Below are 25,005 nucleotides of genomic sequence, written 5' to 3'. Positions count from 1 at the left end.
TAAATGAATAAACCACATTGAAACTGCCCATCCGGGCAGTTTCAACAGTTACAGGAAGTGAGGAACTAAACCAGTGAAACMTTTAAAGCTGATTCTAAGCTCATCCATAGCTTTATCCATTGCACTAGCAAGTACAGCCATAGCGCCTATATCTGCACTAGCAAACCCAGTGTCACAAGTCACCATCGCGCCAATTACAGCGATAACCCTAGGCGGAACAGTAACGATTTCCGGTACATCCGTGAATGCGGAAGTTATCTTGAAGGTGATTGGTCCAACGGGAAGTGTGTTCTTCTTCGATACTCCTAAGGTGACGAATGGCACTTTCACCGACTCGTTCATTGTGGGCACCAGCGAACTGGCAGGGACATATAAAGTGGTTGCGGGATATGGAGATACGGTAGATACCGAAGAATTTATTGTTAAAGCGCCACCAGTCGTTGTTGGCGGTGGCGGCGGCGGCGTAACACCTAGCAACACGGTAACGCCTAACAAAGTCGAAATCAATCCCGACGCCGTTAAATCGAACAAAGTGACAGGTCCTGACGGAAAGTCGACGACAACCGTGACGATTGATAACAAATTTTTAGGTGATGCATTTGTGCAGCTTAAAGATCAAGTTAAGACCGAAGAAAAACAAATCATTGCAATCAAAATCAATGCGGTTGAAGCAAATGGAAAGACAACGATTGATATTCCAGCTTCTGTACTTGTAGAAGGTATGAAAAATGCCCCTGATGCTCTAATCCGCATTTATTCCGGTAAGGAATCTTACCTACTTCCTCTATCCGTGCTAGATCTCGCAAACCTTGCTAAATCCCTAGGTACGGACAGTTCAAGTGTGATTCTTCACCTTAATATATCGGTGATGGGGACGGACATTGAGAAGAAGATTCAAGAGAGTGCGGCAGAAGAAGGTGCTACCTCGTTAGGGCATTCTGTTGATTTCAGTATTACAGCTGAGAGTAACAATAAAAAGGTCGATGTGAACAACTTCGGCAGCGTCTACGTGGAGAGACAAATTGTGTATTCAGGAACAATTAAGCCTGAAAATGCAACGGGTGTCCTGTATGATCCAATTACGKGGGATATTTCTTTCGTACCTACCGTGTTCACAGTCAATTCGGATGGAACAACAGATGCGAATATCAAAAGAAACGGAAACAGTATTTATTCTGTGATCACATCGTTCAAATCGTTTGATGACATCAAAGGACATTGGGCGAAATCCGACATCGAATTACTGGCTTCCAAGCTAGTTGTTAGCGGTGCAACGGATACGGGCTTTGCTCCGGAAGCGAATATCACTCGTGCTGAGTTTGCAACGTTGCTCGTACGTGCGCTGGCTTTAACGTCGAATACAGGAGCAGCCTCATTCAATGATGTGGGTGCAACGGATTGGTTCGCAGGTGCCGTTGGTGCTGCTGTGAAGGCTAAGCTAGTCAGTGGTTTTGAAGATGGCTCATTCCAGCCTAACGCACCAATCACCCGTGAGCAAATGGCCGTAATGGTAGCTAAAGCATTGAGCGCAGCTGGCAAAACAGTTGAAGGCCAAGGGGAATTGTTGAACAAATTTAATGACAATACAGAAATTAGCAGTTGGGCGAAAGCATCGGTTTCACAAACCGTGAAAGCTGGGATTATTTCCGGTATGACGGATAGCACATTCGTACCATCAGCAAATGCTAGCCGCGCACAAGCCGTTGTTATGTTGAAGCGATTGATGCAATATGTAAATTTCATTAACTAATCAGACATAGCAAAAAGGTCATCTTCGCAGATGACCCTTTTTGTCGTTCTATTTTACCCTTATGCCGCTTTTTCTACATTTGGTTCTTCGGCTGGGGTAGTCTTTCTAATAAAGAAGGCCAGCACCAGCGCGGCGAGCGTCATCCATGTTGCAATTTCAAAGGAGAAATTGATCCCATATACCGTGGCATGGTGCGTAACGTCGGCCATAGCTGCCGCGTCTTTTGGATCGATTTTGCCTGCTACAACAAGGTCTTTCGCGTGGGAAGTTGCTGTGTTCGTCATAATTGTAACCAGAAGTGCTGTCCCCAGCGCACCGGCGACATTCCGCAGTGTCTGGGACATAGCAGAACCATGCGCGTTCAGACGTCTTGGCAATTGATTCAAGCCCGCTGTTTGAATGGGCATCATCAGCATGGACATCCCGAACATCCGAAGCGTGTAGATCAACATGAGATGGGAGTACGTAGAATCAACTGTAAGGTGACTGAATTCGTAAGTTGTAATCGTTGTAATCGTCAATCCGATGACCGCGAGCCAACGTCCTCCGATTTTGTCGAAAATAATACCCGTTACAGGGGACATGATACCCATCAGGATGGCACCAGGCAGAAGCAGAAGTCCAGAATCCAAAGGTGAGAATCCACGGATATTTTGCAAGAAGATCGGCAGCAAGACCATTGCAGAAAACATCGCCATCGTAATGATGACATTAATAACAGTAGTTAAGGAAAACATGCTGTATTTGAACACGCGAAGCTCGAGAAGCGGTTTCTCTATTGTAAGCTCACGCCATATGAACAGAAGCAAGGCTACCGCCCCAATAATTAAGCAACTAACAACAGTGGCGCTGCCCCAACCATCAGATCCAGCATCACTAAATCCGTACAACAAACCACCGAAGCCAAGAGTAGAGAAAATAACGCCAAGGATATCGAATTTGGGTGTAGACGTTTTGATCACATTTTTCATGGAAAAAGCGCCGAAAATCAGTGCAAATAAGGATAATGGCAAAATAATATAGAACAGAACACGCCAAGAATGATGCTCAACGACCCAACCAGACAATGTCGGACCAATTGCAGGTGCACAGATCATGGCAAGACCCATAAGGCCCATGGCTTTTCCACGTTCCGCAACAGGGAAAATTGTTAGGAACACGATCGTCATCAGCGGCATGAGAATACCAGCACCAATCGCCTGAACGAGACGCCCAGTCAATAAAAGGCTAAAGCCTGGGGAGAAAGCACAAATGATGGTGCCTAGTGCGAAAAATCCGGATGCCGCTAAGAATAGCTTTCGCGTCGTAAAGCGAGAAATTAGAAAGGCACTGATCGGGACGAGAACACCGTTCGCGAGCATATACCCATTGATCAACCATTGAATGGTGTTTTCATTGACATCTAAATCCTTCATCATGCTCGGCAAAGCAACATTTAGCAAGGTTTGAGCTAATAGGGCAACAAAAGCCGCGATTAGCAGGGAGGCAACAATCGGGCCCCTTCGTAGGGTGTTCGTGACAGCATTACTCATAGGTAGAATCTTCCTCCAGTTGTTGGTGCAGAATGCGCACAATTTTTTGATGAATACGAAGCAAACTGTCGATTTCTTCATCCGACATTTGCAGGAGTGGGGCTAAGCGTTCCACTTGACTTTCTCGCATACGTTGAAGCAACAACTCGCCCTTGTCTAGCAGCTTAAGGGTGACTGACCGGCGATCAGTGCTTGATTGTTCACGCGATACGAGCTGATCTCTAACCATGCGATCGATAATACCACTTGTCGTGCTTTTGCCCAATTGAATGCATTCAGCCAGCTCCGATAAGGTGATGCCAGGTTTCTCTCCTAGCTTTCGCAAGACAAAGGACTGAATCGGTGTAACATTTAAATGCTGCGAAGCTTTATTCATCACGTGATGAAAGGCCTTTTTGACCTCACGAGCGGATTGAATGATTTCGAGTGTACGCTTTTGTTGCTGATCGTCCATATGGAGTCATTCCTTCGATTAAATTTCGCATGCGAATAATTCGTATACGAACTATTATAGGAGCATTAGTAAAGTGCTGTCAAACTGATAAATTTGGTTGTTTGTCCTAGTTTGTGCAGATAGATGAACACCATTCAGTTCCTCTAGAATGAAAAAAAGCCCATATCAAAGCGCAGGAGCGCTCAGAAACGGGCACTAGAAGTTTAAATATCCAACCTACAACTGACTCCGCCGCACGCCTGCGTAGGCCATAAGAACCCCGAGCGCGAAGCACAGTAAGGCTGCCATTACGTATTTTCCATAACCATTCTCGACAGAGATGTTATTGACAATGACCATCGTAGCGTTAGATAGCAGGAATGAACTCACGATTAAGGCAGGCATTGTCTTCCGAATCATGCCGAAATAGAGCGGAATCAGTGACACGCTCCCACATGCAAAAGCGAAGATCAGTATGCGAATCGCTTCTTTCATAAGCCGATCATGGGTCAGCGTTTCGATAATGTAATGGTTATGTGAATTGAAAAATAGGAGCGAGAGCAACACGAAAACATTGTTGAATAGCACCGTAGCGAAGGTCCAAACTCCGATAATGATCAATTTGGCCAAGAAGATCTGATTACGAGGCACGGGGTAGGTGAAAAGAAGGGTAATCGTCTTATTCCGATACTCATCAATGACCATTCGGGACATCAGTACGGAAGCGAAAATGATGAAGGTAATCCCGGCATAGTTCATGATGCTCTCGAAAGCCCGGTCATAGCTTCTGATTTCATTATTCGGTACGTCGCTGCCTATGACCCAGAGCGCTACCACCAGATTGGTGATCACGGCGCTAAGTATAAGCCCCCGCCACTTCGTTTTCTTCAGTTCCAGCTTAATGAGCTTCCATAGCATCACGGTTCCCTCCTTCGATGACCCCGTGGAAATAGTCTTCGAGCGAGCGGGTCTTTTTGTTCAGCGCCTCGACGCCAATCTCATGTTGCACAAGTAAGCGATTCAGCTCTACAGGTGCAAGGCGGGGATCATAGATGCGTATGGTGCTGCTATCCATAATTTTATAATTAACGATAGCCAGCTTATCTTCCAGGACAAGCACAGCCCGCGGCACATCCGTCACGACAATCTCTGTATACTCGTTATGTCTTCCACGAACTTGTTCCATGGATACCTCTTCGAATAGCTTGCCATGGTTGATGACGCCGATCGTATCAGCCAATTGCTCAATTTCCTGTAAAATATGGCTAGAAATAAGCAGCGTCATGCCAAATTCCTTGCTTAACATGCGAAATAGATCGCGGATTTCACGAATCCCCGATGGATCCATGCCATTCACAGGCTCATCGAGGATGAGCAGTTCGGGCTTCGTGCAGATGGCTCGGCCAATGCCAAGACGCTGCTTCATACCAAGTGAGAAATTCCTCACGGGTTTATTGCCAATGTCGGACAGTCCAACGAGATCTAGTGTTTCATGTATAGCATTTTTATCGTAATAGCCCATATATTCGCAGTGCAGCTCCAGATTAGCGCATGCTGTTAGATGGTCATAGAAGATCGGATACTCAATAATGCTGCCCATCCGTTTCATCGTTTCGTATGAGTGGGGGGTTAGTGGAGCCCCGAATAGTTCAATTTCCCCGCTGGTTGGCTCGATTAGATTCGTAAGCATACGCATGACCGTTGTTTTGCCCGCACCATTCGGGCCGAGAAAACCGTAGATCTCGCCACGACGAACGCGCATGTTGACACCGGAGACAACTTCGGTCTTTTTATACCTTTTAGTCAATTGCTTCGTTTGAAGAATAAGGCTCATCACATAAGATTCCTTTCAAAAGCGGATTGTGGGAAAACGGACCGTAAACACGGTCTTCTCATGGGGAATACTGTCCAGGGAAATACTCCCTTCCATGAGTTCAACTAACCGCTTTGTAATCGTGAGGCCTAAGCCGCTGCCCTGATAGGTCTGGTTCCTGGAATCCTCCAGCGTGTAAAGGCGCTCGAAGACATTCAGGCGATCACGCTCGTCAATACCTTTGCCTTGATCCCACACCTCGATATAGACGCTAGTCTCATCTTGTCGCAGCGTGATGCCAATCACACCGCCATCGTTTCCATAACGGATTGCGTTGGACAGTAGATTTTGCAGCACCCGTCCGAGAGCTTCCGAATTGCCATAGGCATAGATAGGCGCTTCGGGTATTGCGACATCGACTTCGAGACCTTGGGACTCAATTAATTCATAGTAGAAAAGAATACCGTTCCGGCAAGCCTCACTCAGATTGATTTTGGATAAAGGAACAGGTCGATCACCTGATTCTAAACGTGCCAGATCGAAAAACTGATTCGTCAKATTGAGGATGTCGAGTGTTCTTTCGTGAACTTTGAGGGAGAGTCGCTTCCGCTCCTCCTCGCTGGCAGCGTGGTCATGCACGAGTGTTTCTGTCAGCCCAAGGACCACCGTAAGCGGAGTTTTCAAGTCATGGGACATGTTGGCGACCATTTTTTTGATCGCATTTTCCTTACGTGTATAGTCGGCTTCCACTTTGCGATTTGCATCGAGGAGTCGGTTTATGACAATGAGTAAGTGTTGAAGCTGTGTGGAATCGGTATGGAGATGAACCTTCTCAGAGGATCTCTGGTTGATAATATCGGTTAGCTTCGAATGCAAATAGCGGAGATGACGTGATTGGTCGAATCTGATCTTCCATTGAACTAGGGTAAGTATCCCAAGAAGGATACACAGGCTGGGCCACACAACATGCATATCAGAAATCCCCCATTTTGTAACCAATCCCCCATACGGTCTTGATGTACCGCGGATGCGCAGGATCGTCCTCAATCTTCTCCCGTAAGCGGGAAATATGGACCTGGATCGCATTCACATCGTCATAATAAGCGTCATTCCATACCGAGCGATAGATTTGCTCCTTGGAGAAGGCACGTTTGGGATGAGACATCAACAGTTTTAAAATAAGAAGCTCCTTCGCCGTGAGGTTGAGGGGCGCGTCATTTTTGGTCACGAGATGTTCATCAGGATGAAGCGTCAGCTCATGAATGCGCAAGAAAGGCTGCTCCGCCTGTGCAGAAGGACTGGCATATTGGGAAGCTCGCCGCAGAATCGCTTTTACACGTGCCGACAACTCAATAAGGGAGAATGGCTTCGCCAAGTAGTCATCCGCTCCAAAGCCGAGACCCAATGCTTTCTCGACATCGCTATCCTTCGCGGACAAAATGAGAACAGGCACAGTACTTCCGCTTCGTACCCTGCGCAGCACCTCCATGCCGTCGACCCCAGGCAGCATCAGATCCAGCAAAATCAGATCAAAAGCTTCCTCGGCAAAGAGCCGCAGCGCCGCCTCCCCATCAGGGGCATGTCGAACGGTGAGACTCTCTTTGGTTAAATGGCCCAGGACCATTTCAGCAATTGCCGGGTCATCTTCTACAAGCAAAATGTGATTAGGCATGTCATTTCCACCTTTATGTCATATGCTTCCAGTATACTGCTTTGTCCGCTCATAATGAAACGGCCGCAACCTTAAATTGAAACATCACGCTTTGCGAATACATACCAAGCTAGAGCGAGGAATAACAGCTGATAGCAGGCCAACATGATCAATGAAAAAGATAAAGACATGCTGGCCATAAGCGGCCTGCCGTCCACATAACTCAGCAAATTCGTGTTGGCGAAAATCAGAAATTTGGACCATTCAAATTGTTTTAGAACGTAGGCTAATTGCCCGCTGGTTAATAAGAAAAACAAGGATATCCCGATGGCCATGGAACTTGCACGAAATACAGATGAGAACATAAAGGCAAGAGTAACCATGACAATCATTTCGATGCCGCTGTAGCCAATAGCTTTCCAGGAGTAAGCCGCATTGGAGAACGCAGCACCAGCATGAAGCTCGGAAGCACCATCAAATCCGAAAAAGATGCCACCTGTAAGAAAAGTGGTCAATAAAAGCAATAGCATTAGACCCAACCCGAACAATAGCACGGTCGCGAACTTGGAAAGTAAGATCGTGGAACGGCTGAAGGGACGGATCAGCAGTAGTTTGATCGTACCGCCGGAGAATTCGGACGCTACGATGCCCGCGGCAACGATAATCGTAAACAAAGTGACAATATCCATGAGATTTGGAATGGCGGAAAGGCACAAATCTAAGAACTCCCACACATTGTTCACGGCGAGCTCCTCTTGGTTTGCATATTTACAGAGAAGGGCTACCGCGATAACGAGTATCGGAACGAAGGCAATCATCACCCAGGTTCCGATTTTGGTGAAGATCTTAATGCCTTCATTTTGCACGAGTTTGGTGAAATTAAGCATAGTGAGCAACCTCCGTGAGCTCGATATATTTCTCTTCAAGTGTTTTTGCATTCGTCTTATTCTGAAAATCTGCAAGTGCGAAGGTCGTTCGCAAACGCCCTTCGGTAACGATGCCGAAGCGGTCGCACATTTGCTCCATTTCGGCGAGCAGATGAGAGGACACCATGACCGCGATGCCTTCTTCAGCGGCCAGCTTGCGGACGAGCTGGCGCATTTCACGAATGCCTGCGGGATCAAGGCCGTTGGTCGGCTCATCGAGGATGAGCACGGCGGGCTTATGGAGCAGGGCTTGGGCGATGCCTAGTCGCTGGCGCATGCCGAGCGAGTAGGTCTTCACCTTCTCGTGAATGCGGGCTGTGAGCCCGACTAGCTGCACGATCTGGTCGATCCGGCTCTGCGGGAGATTGCCGACCATGCGAGCGAATTGCTTCAGATTTTGCATCCCGGTGAGATGCTTGTAGAGCTCGGGATTCTCGATAATCGCGCCGACATGCCGAATCGCCTCCCGGAAGCTGGTGCGAATGCTGTAGCCGTTAATCGCGACATCGCCGTCGCTCATGCCGATGAGGCCGACTATCATGCGGATGGTTGTCGTTTTGCCAGCGCCATTGGGCCCGAGGAATCCGAATACCTCACCAGGAAAAAGCTCAAAACTGATCTGATCTACGATGTTCTTATGTCGAATCCGCTTCGTCAGATTACGTACTTCGACAACGGGTTGCATGCTCAACTTGTTCATATGCGTTACCTCCAATAAGTTTCATACGCTTATCTTACTAGACACATCATGCAGGACTCTTTCCTAAACCTTACGAAAGTCTTTCGATGTGGAGGGGAGTAGGAGGGGGGACTCTCTGGTGTCCGCTGTCGATTCCGCCAAGGACTTACTGAAGACTCTTCGAAAGCTCCCCCCAACGCAACTTAATGGAAAATATACAGCTAATTCTGCTGATTTCAGCCCGATTCGGCGATTTACTGGAAAACCTACAGCTAATTCGATCACTTATACGCCATTGAGCTGGATATAGAGGAATTAGCTGCATGAAATCCATCTAATCATCCATTCGAGGCTACAGGGGCGAAAATAGATGGAGGTTTTCCAGCTAATCAGTAATTAGCTACTCTTCTCGTATCCAAATCCACGGCCACACGCTAACCTTCACCTTCGCATCCCAATCCACAAATAGGCTCCTTGTCTTCACAGGTTAGTCCCTAAACGTTCCTCCCCGTGGCAAACCCTGCATGTGCATGCCCCACCGGGTTCATACTAACCAGAAAGCGTTCCTCCTAGCGGTAGCGGACGAATGCGCTGATGAGGAGGTGCCACCATGCGAAATAAAGGCTGGACACTCGGTCTGCTGGGCTTATTTCTTGTTTTTTGCTATGTGATGCTTCAATTTCTCATCTCCACGATGCATATTGGCCAGCTTGTCGGACAGATGGAGCCGCATAGCGAGGCCGAGAAGCCGCCGTCCAAACACATTGTGCTCATCGCCCAAGAGCTGGACAACCCATTCTGGCGAACGGTGGAGAAGGGCGCGAGCGAAGCCGCTGCAAGCCGTGGTATGAAGATTGATTACTTAGGTCCAATTCGTATCAATCCAGCTGAGCAAAAGAGCCTGCTGGAGAAGTCGATAGCAGCTAAGCCGGATGCTCTTCTTATACAAGGGATCAAAGAGCCGCAGTATGATAGGTTGATCAGCCAAGCGATCGATCAAGGCATTCCTGTGATTACGTTAGATGCGGATGAACCAGAAAGCCGAAGATTGACCTATGTGGGCACGGATAATCGAGAAGCGGGTAGACGGATGGGGGAGCTCGTAGCGAGAGCCGCAGTCGGCAAGGGGCGAATCGGCGTCATTATCGGAAGTGAGCAGGCGGAGAATCAGCAGCAGCGTTTGGAAGGATTCCGTGCTGCTATTGCTAGTACGCCTCAATTTGAAATAATAGATATCCGCGCATCGAATATCTCCCGCATTCAGGCAGCGAAACAGGCGGAAGCGATGCTCAAGCAATATCCCGCCATCCAGACGATGGTGGGCTTTAGTGCCTTAGATGCGGCAGGCATCGTGGAAGGGGTGAAAGCAGCGCATAGAGATGGCATGCTTGTGTTCGGCTTCGACGATATCGCAGCGACAAGGCAGGGGATCACAGAAGGAGCCATCAAGGCTTCCATTGTGCAGCAACCGCATGAAATTGGTGCGGTAGCTGTACAGCTGCTAGCTTCTCATTTCCTAGGTGGCAAGTTACCTCAACAGCATGTTACAGGCACCTACATCCTCGATGCGACGACGCTTACGCCTGCGAGTTCACCGTGAACATACGCCGCATGCTGTTTATCGTGCTGCCTGCGCTGTTTATTTTGAATAACGCGGTCGCGTATTTCATCTTTCATAGTGGCAGATCCGTACAGGAAAGCTATAATGTCATGCTTGATCGGGTATTGTTATATAAGCAAATTGACGGGCAAACGCAGGATAATCTCCGTGCCATGAACGGCTACATCGTGGACCGAAGCGAAGACAGCCGGTTGGCTTTCTTGCATCAGAAAGAAGGGCTGCAGGCACTGCAGCGGAAATTAGCTTCACAGAACACGATGCCAGCGACCGACCTCACGTTCCGCAGCTATACCCATATGGTCGACACCTTCATGGCACAAGAAGCGGGCGTGATCCAAGCAGCCAGCAGCCCAGATTCCTTAGCGTATACAGCCTTTTATGAACAAGCAGAGCGGACAGCGGCATTCATACAGGTGGAAGGCTACCAGCTGATTGATTTGGAGTTGAGCTACTATCAGCCGCTCTATCGGCAAATTTTGGTCCAAACGGAGGGGATGAATCAGTGGGGTGTCGTTATTTTCATCCTGACTACCTTGATCAGTATCGTGCTGGCCTATCGCATTTCACTTGGTATCTCGCGCCCAATCAGACAGCTAGCACACGTGGCGCAGCGAATGTCGAACGGCGATCTGCATGCGCCCATCCCCCAATTGCCTGCAGAGCATGAGTTTGGTGTGTTAGCGCGAGCTTTTGAACATATGCAGGATAATCTCAAAGCGCTTATTGTGAAGGAAACGGAAGGGTTGGAGAAGGACAAGCAGTTGAAAGAAATGGAGCTCGAGGTGTTGCAAAATCAAATGAACCCGCACTTTCTTTTCAATTCCTTGAATGTGCTGTCCAAGCTTGCCCTGTTGGAGGGCGCTGAGCAGACGAGTGATTTGACGGTTACAATGTCGAATCTGCTACGCTATAATTTGCGAAAACTAGATCGTCCTGTGCGGCTTAGGGATGAGGTGGAGCATGCCAAACAATATTTCACCATTCAGCAAGCTCGGTTCCGCAATCGCATTCAGTTTGTGATGGAGATTGACGAGGGCGGATTGGACGTTCCCGTACCGATGCTTACGCTGCAGCCTATACTCGAAAATGTGTTCGTCCACGGCATCGAGGGGATGGAAGAAGGAGCTGTCATCCAGCTCACGATTACACAAGGGAGCGGTGAAACGCTAGTCGCGATCTCGGATAATGGGGTAGGGATGAGCGCGGAGATCCGCGAAGCGCTGCTTGATGTGGATGGGGAACCTCAGGCTTCCCGCGCCAATGGCCAGTCAACAGGTTTAGGGACACGAAATGTGTTCAAACGATTAGCTTTATTTTATGGGCAAAAGGATCTCGTCCGCATTCAAAGTGATCCTGGCCGAGGGACGAAAGTCCTCTTGCGGCTGCCTGCTGAAGGAAAGGAGGTTGGAGATGTATCGCTTACTGATCGCCGATGATGAAGCGTTAGAGAGAGAAGGCATTCAATGGATCGTGGGCCGCATGATGCCAGATACATTCGAGGTCATTCATGCGGAGAATGGCCGCATTGCGATTCAAAAAGCGGACGAGCACCGCCCCCACATCATCCTTATGGACATCCGAATGCCGGGTATTCAGGGGTTGGAAGCATTAAGAGAAATCAAAGCGGGACATCCTCAGACGAAAATGGTGCTAGTAACCGCCTACGAGCAATTCGAGTATGCCAGAGAGGCCCTTTCCTTAGGGGTCAAGGACTATCTAGTCAAACCTGCCAAACGGGATCAGATTGTTGAGCTCCTGCAGCGCTTAGTTGCGGAAATTGAGCAAGAAGGGCGGAAGCGGGAGGGTGAGCTCGCGATGCGGGATAACTATTTTCAGCTGCTTCCGTTGGCCGAGACTGAAATGGCGCTAGTCATTATGTCCGATCCTGTGAATGAAACCGATGCCGGGTATTTGGCGGATATTTTGGAGATATCCACGGAACAGGGATGTGCACTAGTCCTTGCTCTGCCAGAGCTTGGGCCTATATCCGACAAGGAAGTCGGCACCGCGAAGAAGAAAATCTACGAAACCGTCAAAACTTTCACAAAAGGTTATCTCAAGAATCGCGTCGGATGTGTAGTCAGCTCGATGGTGCATTGGCATATGGCCATATTTCTCGTGGACCGTGCTCCGTTGACTGCTGAGGTTCTGCGGGAAGAAGCTGCATCCTTAGGCGCGAAGCTCGCGGAGCATCTGCGTCAGGCACGCGGCATTGACGTGAATATCGGCATCGGTTCGATTCGGTATGAGTTGGAGGGAATCCGGACGTCCTACTTTGAAGCCGTATTTGCAGCGACGTATGATAAAAAGTGGGGCAACTTGCGGTCCTTCGAGGAACTGAAAGGGCTCCCTGCGGAAGGGCAACGAGGCTTGGTCGAACCGCGTACTGCCGACAATGCATCAGAGCGCACCTACGTGGAGCTAGCCATTCGGCGAATCCGTGAGGAGCGTGAACAGCAAACATGGACGGTGCTAGATCGCGCGCTGACTTACATTCATGAGAAGCTTCAGGAGGACATTTCACTCGAGGATGTTGCTGAGCTTGTTCACTTGAATCCCCATTATTTTAGCAAAGTGTTCAAACAGCAAACTGGCGAGACTTTCATCGATTATGTGACACGGCTGCGCATTGAGAGGGCCAAGGAGCTTATTAGCGAGGGTCATCTTAGCCTGAAGGAAGTTTGCTATTTGGTCGGATATAAAGATCCGAATTATTTCAGCCGCGTGTTCAAAAAGGTAACAGGTGTCACCCCGACGGAGTACCGTACGGGGCTATAAGGAAAAATAGCCCATGCTGGGCAAGGACTATTTTGCTATTTCCGGACAATATTGTGCTAGCCGGAGGCCGGGGAGAGGCGTGAGTTTGCGACGGATTATTTTTATGCTGGTATATCACAAATTAGTGCAGGGAATGGTTCCCCAGCTGTCAGAAAACCCATGCTATAATGAGTCTCGCTTCACACAAAATGTAAGATTAAAGACTCGCATGAAGATGCGGCAGACGTCAGGAGGGAACATCATTGTGAGTGTACACATAGACAATTCAAATCAACAAGTTAGCATAAAATTCGTCACGCTTGTCTCCATCGTTGCTGCGCTCGGCGGGCTTCTGTTTGGCTTCGATACGGCTGTTGTATCGGGAGCGGTTGGTTTCATGAAAGAACGCTTTACGCTTAGCGAAGTAGAGGTAGGCTGGGCGGTTTCCAGCTTAATTATTGGGTGCATCGTGGGTGCAGCAGCATCCGGCGTCCTGAGTGATCGTTTCGGTCGGAAAAAGGTGCTCATTGCAGCGGCGCTGCTATTCATTATTGGCTCCATTGGATCTGCGATCCCGGATACATTCACGGGGTATATTATTGCGCGTATCATTGGCGGACTCGGCATTGGGATCACCTCAACGCTTTGCCCGCTGTATAACGCGGAGATCGCACCTGCAAAATATCGCGGCCGACTGGTCGCATTGAACCAATTTGCTACGGTAACAGGGATTTTCCTCGTTTATTTCATCAATACCAGCATTGCGAATCATTCCGATGAGGCTTGGAATATTGCGTCGGGTTGGCGTTGGATGTTTGGTTTTGGGGCATTCCCTGGCTTAGTGTTCTTAGCGCTGCTATTCTTCGTACCCGAAAGCCCAAGATGGTTGATCAAGCAAGGAAGAGCTGCCGAGTCACTTCCGATCCTGCTGCGCATTCATGGGGAAGAACTGGCCAAAAAAGAAGTGATGGAGATCAAGGAATCTTTTAAACAAGAAAATGGTTCCATTCGCCAACTGTTCAGCCCAGCGCTGCGGCTTGCGTTAATCGTCGGTGTGGGCTTGGCCATTCTCCAGCAAGTGACGGGCATCAATGCCGTTATGTACTACGCGCCTGAGATTTTCAAACAAACGGGTACAGGGACGAATGCTGCGCTGACGCAGACAATTCTAGTCGGATTAATCAACTTTCTCTTCACGATCCTTGCGATATGGCTCATCGATAAAGTGGGCCGGAAGGTGCTGCTGCTGGTCGGTTCGGCTTCCATGACGATCTGCTTGGCGGTGATTGGTATTGCGTTCCACACGGGTCACACATCAGGTAATCTTGTACTCGTCTTTATCCTACTTTATGTAGCTTCCTTTGCGGTGTCCTTAGGGCCTGTTGTATGGGTGATCATGTCCGAAATTTTCCCGAATCGTATTCGCGGCAAAGCAACAGCTATCGCTTCGATGGCGCTGTGGATCGCAGATTATGTGGTCTCGCAGACGTTCCCTCCACTGCTTAGCTCTGCTGGTCCTGCGATAACCTTCTGGATCTTTGGCATCCTTTCCTTGGTGACGTTCGTCTTCACCATGCGCGTTGTGCCTGAAACGAAGGGCAGATCTCTGGAAGAAATCGAGTCCCTTTGGTCCGCGAAAAAAGCTTAAAAGCATGATCAGAAAGGCCGGGGCCCTAAACTCGGCTTTTTTGCTATGTATGCGAAGGAACCTCCCCCACACTCGTCGCTATTTCTTGATTTAAACCCGTATCTACAGGTAAGATGAAGCTAGGACAATTGGATGTACTTGCTAATCGGACAAAATAGAGGAGGCATCGTATGATAGCTGATCTTCAACCCGCTCAAGGTGGATATGTGGCACGTTATGAGCGTCATTGGCAGCATGATGTGAAGGAAGTCTGGTCATGGTTGACGGAAAATGACAAGCTCACGCAGTGGTTTCCCGAATTAGAGGTAGGTGAACTCCGTGAAGGCGGCATGATAAAGTTCAATATGCCTGACGGGACGGTTATTCCTATGGACATTCTGGGGTTTAGCCAAGACCAGGTGTTGGCTTTTACATGGGATAAGGATCGTGTTCGTTTCGAGCTTCATGCAGAGTCAGACGATGGATGTCATCTCGTGTTCAGTGAGTACTTACATCAAATAACGGAACACACGCCAAGAGATTTGGCTGGGTGGCACGTGTGTTTAGATGTGATTGAGGCGTTACTAGAGGGTAGAACGATTGCCGCACGTAAGGATATGTGGAATGGCTGGTATGTGAAATATAAGCAGCTGACAGACGCAGTTCTGACGAATCAGGCGTAATGCATACATAGATATGGGGATAACGGAGGCGAAATCATGAAGGCATTATTTATTGGCGGCACGGGGACCATCAGCTCGGCGATTACGAAACAACTGCTAGCCACAGGTTGTGAGCTATATTTGTTGAACCGAGGCACGCGCAATGCGGACTTGCCAGAAGGTGCGCATATCCTGCAGGCGGACATTAACGACGAGGAGCGTGTGGCGAAGCTGATCGCGGACTTATCGTTCGATGTGGTCGCGGATTTTATCGCGTTCGAGCCGTCCCAGTTGGAGCGGGATTACCGACTTTTCCAAGGCAAAACAAAGCAATTCATCTTCATCAGCTCGGCTTCCGCGTATCAGACACCTTTATCCGATTATCGGATCACGGAAGGAACGCCATTATCCAACCCCTTATGGGCATACTCCAGAAATAAAATCGCCTGTGAAGAGTATTTAGTTAAACAATACCGGGAGCAAGGCTTCCCGATCACAATTATTCGGCCGAGCCATACGTATGATGAGCGCTCCATCCCTCTTGGTGTACATGGTACGAAGGGGAGCTGGCAGGTAGCCAAGCGCATGCTGGACAATAAGCCCGTGATCATTCACGGTGACGGAACGTCTTTGTGGACGATGACGCACAACAGCGATTTTGCCAAAGGCTTCATCGGTCTCATGGGCAATCTCCATGCAATTGGGGAATCTGTCCATATCACATCGGATGAGTCATTGACGTGGAATCAGATCTATGAAGCCATCGCTGATGCGCTCGGCGTGAAACTTCACGCGGTGCATGTGGCGTCTGAGTTCCTGGATGCTTGCAGCGCTCAGGACTATCGTGGAGGCTTGCTTGGCGATAAGGCGAACTCCGTTGTTTTCGACAACACGAAGTTGAAGCGGCTCGTGCCTGAATTCGTGGCTACAACGCGATTTGATCAAGGTATGAAGCGGACGATCGCGAATATCTTGGCTAATCCTGAGCTGCAGCGGGAAGATCCGGAATTCGATGCATGGTGCGACAAGGTAATTGGAGCGTTAGAGTCGGCGAAGAAAGCGATTCTCGGGTAAAAGAAGAGGCACCCTGAGGGTGCCTTTTTATATGTTATGGGGTTTGGGTCAGCGATGCTTACCCAATATGTGCGCCTAGGAAATCACACTTCACGTGATTTCCCGCCCACCGTTCGCTGCATCTGCCCACCGCTCCCACCCGACTAAATGGAAAACATACAGTTAAATCTTGCGAATTCTTCCGAAATCAACGATTAGATGGAAAAAAATGTAGTTAAATCATCCGTTTTCATCAATTTCCTCTCGAATTCTTGAAATTAGATGGAGAATTTCCAGTTATTTTACTGAAAGACGAATAAGAGTTGAAATTAGCTGTATAAATTACAGTTAATCTTATTGTTCGGCCGAAGGATGCCAGCAAGGATGGGTTCAAGGAGGCTGCTGTATACAAAAAGGGACGTACTTCTCAAAGTACAGTCCCTTTTTTTGGCTTAAACCAGAATATCCAACGTGCCGTTGGGATTCGTGTTCACTTTCTTACTGGCAGCGTTGCTCAGGCCGGAAGGGTCGTTCGAGTTCCTAGTGCCGGAATCGTGTTGACTAGAGCTACCGCTGCTGGATTTCGAGCTCGTCTGCGCGATTTGCTGATCAATTTGCTGGATCTGTTGCTGGATGAGCTGCACTTTGCGCTCTTTCGTCTTCTGCTCATCCTTGCTCTGCTGTTCCTTCGTTAGTTCGGTTTGCAGCTTGGCTTTTTGTTTCTCAAGGGCAGCTGAGTCCGTAGAGCTGGAGGTGAAGGAGTACGTGCTGCTACTGGACGTGGTTGATGAAATGGAAATCGACATGGTGATCTTAGCTCACCTTTCTAGCTTCAATTTGGACATGTTGAAAAGCCCATAGGCGATTATGACATGCCAAATTGAGGAAACGCTGAAGGCTCACTGAGGATTTGCTTAAAATTGGAGATCGAGAGAGGCAAGCAGAAACTTGCTCACCTTATTCGAAGTGGAATCCGTATAATGGATATATAAGGATATGTGTTTGAAAGGCGGATAGCAATGTCGAATTTGATTAGAATCGGACTCTTTTCCAAAATCGCACAGGTGACCATACGCACTCTGCGACATTATGATGAACGCGGCTTACTAAAGCCTGCTTATATCGACATCGCGACAAGCTATCGGTATTACACGTATGAACAGCTCACTCGAATTCATCATATCGTGGTGCTGAAGGAGACGGGGTTCTCGTTAGATGAGATCGCGACGATGATCGATCAAGCACTCACAATGGACGACATGAAGCAGATGATGCACAAGAAGAAAGCGGAACTAGCGAATCAAATAGAGGAAGCAACACAACAAATGGCGCGTATCGAGTCTAGATTGCATCAACTAGAACGACTTGGTGAGAAGCCTGCCTATGAGGTTGGGATTAAGCAGGTACCAGCTCTTTATATGGCTGGGCTTCGCCGAATCGTACCACGCCTACAGGATATGCCCGTCTACCGCTGTCAGATGTTTGAGGAGCTTGAGGAAGGGCTGGGGGGCTGTGCATCGATCGACACTATGCAACAGGAGTACGTTCTGTATCATATGACAGAGTTTATTGAGGAGAATTTCGACATTGAAGTGGGGTTTAGTTTCGATTCATTAGCCCACCTACGCCCAACTGGCCCCATCACCGTATATGAAATTCCAGCTGAGCCCATGGTAGCAAGCCTTATTTACAAAGGGCCTTTCATGGGTGTTGGAGAGGGGATTCTAGCGCTTTTTACATGGCTCGGGGTTAATGGCTATGCACAAACCGGTCCGGTTCGCGAGCTGCACCTATTCGGAAGAGAAAACCATCTTGAAGATTACAACCATGTAGTTGTGGAGCTTCAAGTGCCTATATCCCAATAGGCTGCCAACTATTTTCTAAACATCTCTTGACTCTCTCGTTACGGTAGACAATATCGTTAGGGTATCGAAAACGAGGGGGCATGATGAATGAGTAATCAAGTACATGTGATTGTTGGAACGGGGCCACTCGGGATGGCAGTCATGCGGGAATTAAAGCGGCGCGGGGTCGAGCGTATACGCATGGTAAATCGCAGCGGGAGATTGTCCGAGACGGCAGCGGTGGAAGTGGCCAAAKGKGATGCTTCCCAACTTGCTGATGCGGTAGCGATGTGCAAGGATGCTGCTGTGGTCTATCACTGTGCTCATCCAGGCTATACGAAATGGCCGACCCAATTTCCCGGCCTTACCCGAGGGATTATGGCGGGTGCTGCTGCTGCAGGTGCGAAACTGATCTACGGTGACAATCTGTACATGTATGGCCAACCGAATCAACCTCTTACGGAGGACCTACCACATCTAGCTACTGGCAAAAAAGGGCTAACACGCGCCCAGATGGCGGAGGAATTGCTGCTTGCGCATCAATCGGGGAGGGTCCGCGTGGCGATTGGCCGCGCCTCGGACTTCTATGGCCCAGGTGTGAAACAGTCCTCGCTGGGAGAGCGAGTTTTTAGCTTCGCCTTGAGAGGCAAGCCTGTAGGTTTGCTGGGTAATCTGGATATGCCACATACCTATACGTATATTGATGACTTTGCGAGAGGACTTGTGACACTCGGTCAAGAGGATCGTGCTCTGGGTGAAGTCTGGCATCTACCAAGTGCGAAGACGCACACAACCCGAGAGATGTTAGGGCTGATTTTCGATGAGCTAGGCTCGACAAGTAAAATAAGTACATTATCCCGTCCGATGGTGACGATGATCGGTCTTTTCCATCCAATGCTGAGGGAACTCAAGGAAGTCTTATACGAGTTTGAGCATCCCTTCATCCTGGATCACAGCAAATTTGAAGCTGCTTTTGGCCCGCAAACGACGACTCCGCATGTGGAAGCCATCAGGCATACCGTGCAGTGGTATAAGGAAATGATGCAGGAACAGCGGGCTCGTTAGCATGGACCCTACCAAACGGGGTTGCATATGATCCAGTTCCATGTCTATTATCTGTCCATGAAATGGCTGATGTTAGAGCCTCACTGAGAGATACGGAACGTAGTTCCCCTATTTCGAGATATTTGAGCATTTTCTGAAAGTTGCGGAACGTCAGTTCGCTATTTCTGCGTTTTGTGTGGTTTTTTGAGCAATTCTGACCGATAGCGGAACCACGTTCCGTTTCACCTCTAGCATGTAGCGTCCGTCGCCGCTGTAGCGATGGTTTTCTCGCGTACAGCACGCGAAAACCGCCCCCAAACCCCAAAAAGGCACCCATCCAGGGTGCCTTTCCTTCCTAATACCCGTCCGTCCGCTGCCCAGCGTTCTCCGCCAATTCAGCTCCAGCCTTCGCAGCGGCTGATCCTAAGTGCTCTTGCTCAATCTTCGCTTGAGCGAGCCCTTCAGACACACGCCGTCCGTAATCCGGATCGGCTTGCTCGAAATAGCTGATCATGTTCGCCTGGATGACCGGCTTACAGATCTTCAAAGCATCGACCAAATTCGCGATCAACTCATCGCGTTCCCAATCCTCGAACTTGCGGTACGTATCGCCCGCCTGCCCAAAATCATTCGTGCGGCTAATCTTCTCGCGAACTAGCCGGTCATTATACATCGGCTGGTGCTCTTTGCCCGAAGGCGCAGCTTCCTGCAACCCGCCGAGCGAGGAGGGCTCGTAATTGACATGTGGATTTTGCCCGGGAGCTTTGTCCACCATCAGTGTCATCTGCCCATCCCGCTGGTTCGTGGCCACAGGCAACTTCGGCGCATTGATCGGCAGCTGCAAATAATTCGTTCCCACGCGATAACGCTGTGTATCCGAGTAGGAGAATGTTCGCCCCTGCAGCAGCTTATCGTCCGAGAAATCGAGGCCATCGACGAGTACCCCCGTTCCGAAAGCAGCCTGCTCGACCTCAGCAAAATAGTTCTCCGGATTGCGATCCAGCACCATTTTGCCTACTTTCCGAAAAGGAATCTTCTCATGATCCCATAACTTCGTCGGATCGAGCGGATCGAAATCGAGCTCAGGGTGCTCGTCGTCGCTCAGAATCTGCACACACAGCTCCCACTCCGGATAGTCACCCTTCGCAATGGCTTCGTATAAATCCTGCGTGGCATGGCTAATGTTTTTACCTTGAATCGCCTCGGCCTCGGACTGTTTCAGATTCTTCATCCCTTGCTTCAGCGGTTCCCAGTGGTATTTCACGAGCACCGCATCGCCGTTCTGGTTCACCCACTTGTACGTGTTGACGCCTGAACCCTGCATTTGCCGATAGTTGGCCGGAATACCCCATGGGGAGAAGAGGAAGGTGATCATATGCGTCGCTTCTGGCGAATTGGAGACGAAGTCGAACATTTTCTCGGGGTTCTGCAGGTTCGTGACCGGATCGGGCTTGAACGCATGCACCATATCAGGGAATTTCAAAGGATCGCGGATGAAAAAGATTTTCAAATTATTGCCGACTAAGTCCCAGTTGCCATCTTCGGTATAAAATTTCGTCGCGAAGCCGCGCGGATCCCGTAAGGTTTCTGGCGAGTACGTGCCGTGTACCACGGTCGAAAACCGAACAAAAACAGGGGTATGCTTCCCCTTCTCCTGAAAAAGTTTAGCACGCGTATACGTAGAGACCGGCTCGTCGCCGACCGTTCCATACGACTCGAAATACCCGTGAGCCCCAGCGCCGCGCGCATGCACCACACGTTCTGGAATTCGCTCCCGATCAAAATGGGAAATCTTCTCGATGTAATGGTAATTTTCGAGCGTCGACGGCCCGCGATTGCCAATCGTGCGGATGTTCTGGTTATCCGAAATCGGATGGCCTTGGCGGTTCGTTAGGGTCATATTGGTTGGATTGTTTTGTTCGTTATTGCCTGTTTGGTCCTTGTTCATGGGTGTTGAGCAGCCTCCTATTGGGTGTTAGGAGTAACTTTTACCAAGATGAGGGAAATTATTCCTTGCCAGAAAGCCCTCCCACTCTTTTCAGGGAAAGAAGGCAAGGGCTTTCTGGCCGGTATCCAAATATTAAAAATCAAAATTGTCCGGATCTGGACCGACACGTGCATTCTGATTCATCCCATTAATAGCGTTCATATCCTGTTTCGTTAACGCGAAATCGAAGATGGATCCATTTTCAAGAATTCGATGCGCTTTAGTTGATTTCGGAATCGTTACGATGCCGCGTTGGAAATCCCAACGTAGAATGACTTGCGCGATGGATTTACCATGTTTAGCAGCGATCTCGCTGAGCACAGGATTCTCTAAAAGCTGACCCTGCATGAGCGGAGACCAAGCTTCCAACTGGATGCCATGCTCCTTGCAGAAGTCGTGTACGTCCGTTTGAGCTAAAAGGGGATGAAGCTCCACTTGGTTAACCATTGGTTTAATTGACCCTGTGCGGATCACATCTTCCAAATGATGAATTTGGAAGTTACTCACGCCAATTGCTTTAACGCGCCCTTCCTTATAGAGCGTCTCTAGCGCTCTCCACGCCTCTACATATTTGCCTTGAACAGGCCAGTGAATGAGGTACAGGTCAAGATAGTCCAAGCCTAACTTCGCTAAGCTAGCCTCATAAGCAGCAATAGTAGCTTCATACCCGAGATCGGCATTCCATACTTTTGAAGTTACGAAAAGTTGATCTCTTGTTAGACCAAGCTCTTCCATGCCTTCACGAATCCCCTGTCCCACGCTGCTTTCATTGCCGTAAATGGCCGCGGTATCGATGCTGCGGTAACCAACTTGCATAGCGGATTTTACAGCCTGAACGACCTCGGGTCCGTCTTCGACTTTAAAGACGCCAAGCCCAAGCCAAGGCATTTTTACATCATTGTGCAGTGTGATTGTGGATTGAAGGTTTGCACGATTCGTTGTGGTAGTCATTGTGGTATTCCTCCTAAAATGGTTGGTTGTAATCGTTCCGGTTGATCAGATTTTTCGAGCTTGCGGCTCCAGAAGGTGAGTAGCACGGCACCGAAAACCATCACCCCGCCAACCCAAGTGGTATGAATGAGCCCGATGGAATCGGTAATGATGCCACCAAGGAATGCTCCCCCGGCAATACCAGCGTTGAAAGCTGCAATGTTGAAGGCAGATGCGACATCTTTGGCTTCTGGGGCGAAACGCTCAGCGAGCTGAACGACATAAATTTGTAAGCCAGGTACATTCATGAATGCGAGTAATCCCATGAAAAATATGGTGATTAAACCAGCAGCTTTAAATGGCGCTGTAAACATAAAGAGAAACAGCACGAGGGATTGTAAAAGAAACATGATGAGCAAGGCTTTGCTTGCATTACGGTTCGCGGCGCGACCTCCAATGATATTGCCAATCGCAATGGCAACCCCGTACAGGAGTAAGATTAACGCTACTGTATGTTCTGCAAATCCTGTAATCTCATGTAACAACGGAGATAAATACGTGAACACCACGAACGTGCCGCCGTAACCTAAGGCTGTGATGGAAAAGGCGAGCAGCAGGCGTCCATTCGTAACCAGCTTCAGCTGTGTGCCTAACCGTGTTCGTGTGCCTTTACGCAAATTGGCGGACACCAAGATCAGGTTCGCGATGAGAGCCACCACGCCTACCGCGACAATGGCGAAGAACGCGGCCCGCCAGCCTAGCTGCTGGCCGAGATAAGTACCGATCGGCACACCGGTCACGGTAGCGACGGTAAGCCCCGAGAACATGAGCGCAATCGCGCTGGCTCTGCGGTTCTCGGGCACGAGATCAGCGGCGATCGTTGAGCCGATCGACATGAAGATGCCGTGCGCCAGCGAAGAGATGACGCGAGCGATCAACAGCACGGCGATGCCACTTGCCGTGGCGGCCAATAGATTGCCCGCGATAAACACGAGCATGATCCAGAGCAGCAGCGTTTTGCGCGAGACGGTTGAGGTTAGTGAAGTTAAGATGGGGGCTCCTAAAGTAACCCCTAACGCATATAAAGTAACGGTTAACCCTGCACCTGTGATGGATATATGAAGGTCTTCAGCAATGAGCGGAAGCAGTCCGACACTGATAAACTCGGTTGTGCCAATGGCGAAGGCGCTAACCGCGAGGGCTAGCAGCGCTAGTGTATTTCCTTTGGTTTCTTGTTTCATAGCAATCACTCCAAACTTGTTTGTACCGGCCGGTAAGTGCTATTATCAGACATAATAGTCGGATTGACCAGTACGTACTTTCTAGTACGGTAGGTACTTTTCAGTGCCTATAGCATGGGATGGAGGGAAATCATCAGATGGCTAAAAAGCTGTACAACATCTCGGTAGAAGCCACGCTGGAAGTGATCGGTGGGAAGTGGAAATGCGTCATTCTCTGCCATTTGACTTATGGTAAGCGGAGAACGAGTGACCTCAAGCGATTGATGCCTAGAATCACTCAGAAAATGCTGACACAACAGCTTAGAGAGCTCGAAGACGATGGGATCGTGGATCGGATCGTGTACAACCAAGTGCCGCCTAAAGTGGAGTATGCACTCAGCGAGTATGGGGCAAGCCTGAAACCGATCTTGGATTCGCTCTGCATGTGGGGAGAAACGCATATCATCAAAGAATATGGAGATAAATTCGTTGTTCTTGAGGAAAATGTACTGAATAAACGGGACGAAGAGGTCCTAATTGACGAACTTATGGAGAAAGAGGTAGAAATGACATGAATACATCGATCAATCAGAAGGGTGATTCCCAGGTAGCCATCGTGGAGAGCACGGACATTCTCATCAGCAATGAGCAAGATGCGCTAGATTTAATGGCATCCGTCCGATACCTGACAGGTTGCGACAAGTTTATTATTAATCAGTGGAATTTAACCGAGGATTTCTTTGAGCTCAAAACGAAACTCGCAGGCGATGTTCTTCAGAAATACACGAACTATCAGATGAAAATGGCAGTCATCGGCAATTTCGATCAGTATGACAGCAAAAGCCTCCGCGATTTCATCTACGAATGCAATCATGGCAAGCACTTCTTCTTCGTCGCAGACGAGCAGACTGCTTTGGATGCTTTGCATGGCGTGAAGTAGCAGCCTTGCTGACACCAACACCTGACCGTACCACGTAATACCAACAAATTTAGCTACTCAAGTAACTGGATCGAGTGCATACTCAACCAGCACCAGCACCAGCACCAGCACCAGCACCAGCACCAGCACCAGCACCAGCACCAGCACCAGCACCAGCACCAGCACCAGCACCGAATATCAACATTCCAGCCCCCAGCGTAACCTCCACGCCCCGCGGCAACGAATAACTGGAAAAACTACAGCTAATCTCGCCGTTTTTTCGCCGAAACACGATTTAACTGGAAAAAATGTAGCTATTTTGGTGCTTTCAAGCTGGACGAGAGCAAAATGCTAAAATTAGCTGTAGAAAATCCAGTTAATCGTATTTTCATTGCGGAATCTGCTGATTTCGGTTCGGCCCCTTAATTATGGAGTCTATCTGCTGAATACTTGCTTTCTCGCAGTTTCTCATTTTTCGTATTCAACCTTTTTTAAAGGGTAATCTCCACTACCCCTAATTTATTTGCCTTCCAGGCCTCATGATATCGGCTTGGACT

21 protein-coding genes and 2 pseudogenes are annotated in these 25,005 nt (G+C 49.0%); 11 read left to right on the top strand and 12 right to left on the bottom strand.

Annotation, left to right across the window (positions count from 1 at the left end):
- Window positions 1-73: 73 nt before the first annotated feature.
- Window positions 74-1,750: an S-layer homology domain-containing protein gene (locus AC1DLM_RS21390; RefSeq protein ID WP_477571116.1), complete on the top strand. Its 1,677-nt coding sequence runs from the start codon at window positions 74-76 to the stop codon at window positions 1,748-1,750.
- 59 nt (window positions 1,751-1,809) lie between these two features.
- Here AC1DLM_RS21390 and AC1DLM_RS21385 read toward each other — a convergent pair whose 3' ends face one another.
- The 8 genes and pseudogenes from AC1DLM_RS21385 to AC1DLM_RS21350 form a co-directional block, all read right to left on the bottom strand.
- Window positions 1,810-3,282: a DHA2 family efflux MFS transporter permease subunit gene (locus AC1DLM_RS21385; RefSeq protein WP_477571115.1), complete on the bottom strand. Its 1,473-nt coding sequence runs from the start codon at window positions 3,280-3,282 to the stop codon at window positions 1,810-1,812.
- Complete coding sequence (locus AC1DLM_RS21380; protein ID WP_441990140.1) at window positions 3,275-3,736, bottom strand: MarR family winged helix-turn-helix transcriptional regulator; 462 nt, start codon at window positions 3,734-3,736, stop codon at window positions 3,275-3,277. Before AC1DLM_RS21380 ends, AC1DLM_RS21385 begins: the two co-directional genes overlap by 8 nt.
- A 216-nt stretch (window positions 3,737-3,952) precedes the next feature.
- The gene (locus AC1DLM_RS21375; RefSeq protein WP_441990141.1) at window positions 3,953-4,633 is read right to left on the bottom strand and encodes an ABC transporter permease; all 681 of its coding nucleotides are present in this window, start codon (window positions 4,631-4,633) and stop codon (window positions 3,953-3,955) included.
- Window positions 4,614-5,549: an ABC transporter ATP-binding protein gene (locus tag AC1DLM_RS21370; protein ID WP_477571114.1), complete on the bottom strand. Its 936-nt coding sequence runs from the start codon at window positions 5,547-5,549 to the stop codon at window positions 4,614-4,616. The genes AC1DLM_RS21375 and AC1DLM_RS21370 overlap by 20 nt, the downstream gene beginning before the upstream one ends.
- Window positions 5,550-5,564: 15 nt before the next feature.
- Window positions 5,565-6,500, bottom strand: coding sequence for a sensor histidine kinase (locus tag AC1DLM_RS21365; RefSeq protein ID WP_477571113.1), 936 nt, complete (start codon window positions 6,498-6,500; stop codon window positions 5,565-5,567).
- A 1-nt stretch (window position 6,501) separates the two neighbouring features.
- Window positions 6,502-7,200, bottom strand: coding sequence for a response regulator transcription factor (locus AC1DLM_RS21360; protein WP_477571112.1), 699 nt, complete (start codon window positions 7,198-7,200; stop codon window positions 6,502-6,504).
- A 71-nt stretch (window positions 7,201-7,271) separates the two neighbouring features.
- Entirely contained in the window at window positions 7,272-8,066 is a 795-nt protein-coding gene (locus AC1DLM_RS21355; protein WP_477571111.1) for an ABC transporter permease, read from the bottom strand.
- 91 nt (window positions 8,067-8,157) lie between these two features.
- Window positions 8,158-8,790, bottom strand: a pseudogene (locus tag AC1DLM_RS21350) (ABC transporter ATP-binding protein); the annotation flags it as partial.
- Window positions 8,791-9,394: 604 nt separating this feature from the next.
- Between AC1DLM_RS21350 and AC1DLM_RS21345 the strand changes: the two are divergent.
- From AC1DLM_RS21345 to AC1DLM_RS21320, 6 genes are all read left to right on the top strand, one after another.
- On the top strand, window positions 9,395-10,384 hold the full coding sequence (locus AC1DLM_RS21345) for a substrate-binding domain-containing protein (RefSeq protein ID WP_477571110.1): 990 nt from the start codon (window positions 9,395-9,397) through the stop codon (window positions 10,382-10,384).
- Window positions 10,381-11,841 (top strand): sensor histidine kinase, encoded by a 1,461-nt coding sequence (locus AC1DLM_RS21340; protein WP_477571109.1) that lies wholly within the window; start codon window positions 10,381-10,383, stop codon window positions 11,839-11,841. The genes AC1DLM_RS21345 and AC1DLM_RS21340 overlap by 4 nt, the downstream gene beginning before the upstream one ends.
- On the top strand, window positions 11,816-13,183 hold the full coding sequence (locus tag AC1DLM_RS21335) for a response regulator transcription factor (protein WP_477571108.1): 1,368 nt from the start codon (window positions 11,816-11,818) through the stop codon (window positions 13,181-13,183). The genes AC1DLM_RS21340 and AC1DLM_RS21335 overlap by 26 nt, the downstream gene beginning before the upstream one ends.
- A 238-nt stretch (window positions 13,184-13,421) precedes the next feature.
- Window positions 13,422-14,810, top strand: coding sequence for a sugar porter family MFS transporter (locus tag AC1DLM_RS21330; RefSeq protein ID WP_477571139.1), 1,389 nt, complete (start codon window positions 13,422-13,424; stop codon window positions 14,808-14,810).
- A 170-nt stretch (window positions 14,811-14,980) separates the two neighbouring features.
- Complete coding sequence (locus tag AC1DLM_RS21325; RefSeq protein WP_441990150.1) at window positions 14,981-15,472, top strand: SRPBCC family protein; 492 nt, start codon at window positions 14,981-14,983, stop codon at window positions 15,470-15,472.
- Between the two features lie 36 nt (window positions 15,473-15,508).
- Window positions 15,509-16,525 carry an SDR family oxidoreductase gene (locus tag AC1DLM_RS21320; RefSeq protein WP_441990151.1) on the top strand — a complete coding sequence of 339 codons (1,017 nt, stop codon included), beginning with the start codon at window positions 15,509-15,511 and terminating at the stop codon, window positions 16,523-16,525.
- Window positions 16,526-16,956: 431 nt separating this feature from the next.
- Here the strand turns inward: AC1DLM_RS21320 and AC1DLM_RS21315 are convergent, their stop codons facing one another.
- Window positions 16,957-17,310, bottom strand: a complete 354-nt coding sequence (locus AC1DLM_RS21315) for a FlxA-like family protein (RefSeq protein WP_441991209.1) — start codon at window positions 17,308-17,310, stop codon at window positions 16,957-16,959.
- Window positions 17,311-17,523: 213 nt separating this feature from the next.
- On the opposite strand from AC1DLM_RS21315, the gene AC1DLM_RS21310 reads away from it, so the two are divergent.
- Entirely contained in the window at window positions 17,524-18,369 is an 846-nt protein-coding gene (locus AC1DLM_RS21310; RefSeq protein ID WP_441991208.1) for a MerR family transcriptional regulator, read from the top strand.
- A gap of 87 nt (window positions 18,370-18,456) precedes the next feature.
- Window positions 18,457-19,413: an NAD-dependent epimerase/dehydratase family protein gene (locus tag AC1DLM_RS21305; protein WP_477571107.1), complete on the top strand. Its 957-nt coding sequence runs from the start codon at window positions 18,457-18,459 to the stop codon at window positions 19,411-19,413.
- Window positions 19,414-19,747: 334 nt separating this feature from the next.
- Here the strand turns inward: AC1DLM_RS21305 and AC1DLM_RS21300 are convergent.
- The 3 genes and pseudogenes from AC1DLM_RS21300 to AC1DLM_RS21290 all read right to left on the bottom strand — a co-directional run.
- Window positions 19,748-21,289 (bottom strand): annotated as a pseudogene (locus AC1DLM_RS21300) (catalase); the annotation flags it as partial.
- A gap of 183 nt (window positions 21,290-21,472) precedes the next feature.
- The gene (locus AC1DLM_RS21295; protein WP_441991206.1) at window positions 21,473-22,330 is read right to left on the bottom strand and encodes an aldo/keto reductase; all 858 of its coding nucleotides are present in this window, start codon (window positions 22,328-22,330) and stop codon (window positions 21,473-21,475) included.
- Window positions 22,327-23,550 (bottom strand): MFS transporter, encoded by a 1,224-nt coding sequence (locus tag AC1DLM_RS21290; protein ID WP_441991205.1) that lies wholly within the window; start codon window positions 23,548-23,550, stop codon window positions 22,327-22,329. Before AC1DLM_RS21290 ends, AC1DLM_RS21295 begins: the two co-directional genes overlap by 4 nt.
- Before the next feature lie 137 nt (window positions 23,551-23,687).
- On the opposite strand from AC1DLM_RS21290, the gene AC1DLM_RS21285 reads away from it, so the two are divergent.
- Together AC1DLM_RS21285 and AC1DLM_RS21280 are read left to right on the top strand one after the other, a co-directional pair.
- Window positions 23,688-24,104: a winged helix-turn-helix transcriptional regulator gene (locus AC1DLM_RS21285; protein ID WP_441991204.1), complete on the top strand. Its 417-nt coding sequence runs from the start codon at window positions 23,688-23,690 to the stop codon at window positions 24,102-24,104.
- Window positions 24,101-24,469, top strand: coding sequence for a DUF4180 domain-containing protein (locus AC1DLM_RS21280; protein WP_441991203.1), 369 nt, complete (start codon window positions 24,101-24,103; stop codon window positions 24,467-24,469). Before AC1DLM_RS21285 ends, AC1DLM_RS21280 begins: the two co-directional genes overlap by 4 nt.
- Window positions 24,470-25,005: the final 536 nt, after the last annotated feature.

This window comes from Paenibacillus sp. 01T442, from assembly GCF_056398345.1.
This window is presented reverse-complemented; position numbering and strand designations above follow the sequence as displayed.